Origin of the sequence: Shewanella sp. T24-MNA-CIBAN-0130, assembly GCF_040310185.1 — a bacterium.
GTDB lineage: Bacteria > Pseudomonadota > Gammaproteobacteria > Enterobacterales > Shewanellaceae > Shewanella > Shewanella psychromarinicola.
Genome location: NZ_JBEOPP010000179.1, coordinates 1 through 361, shown reverse-complemented (window position 1 = coordinate 361; position 361 = coordinate 1). Strand labels below are relative to the sequence as shown.

Below are 361 nucleotides of genomic sequence, written 5' to 3'. Positions count from 1 at the left end.
CATTTGAATGCGCCATCGGTGATCCAAAAGTTCATCGCCATGGGGGCGAAGCAGTATTTTTTACGCGAACGTCTTCAAACGCTCGATGTGTTCATTGCAGACGAGCATAATCAGCTTGAACATTTACAATACCAACACACTAGTATTAATGATTTTGTTGCCAAAGAAAGTCATTTGTATGTATTCGACGAGCAAAAGCAACGATCCCCTGTGTTTAATATGCCGCAGTTTTTTCAGCTTGTGGATATTGAAGGCAAGTTAACGGTAATACCTTTTGGTTTGTCAGTAGATGAGATGGGCTCAGCATTTTAAGCAAAAGCCCAATCTCAATGACAATTTAATGACTCACTTAGTGCTATCA

At 40.2% G+C, this 361-nt stretch carries 1 pseudogene; it reads left to right on the top strand.

Annotated elements, in window-relative coordinates:
- A pseudogene (locus AAEZ02_RS21985) lies at positions 1-312 on the top strand (class I adenylate cyclase domain-containing protein); the annotation flags it as partial.
- Positions 313-361: the final 49 nt, after the last annotated feature.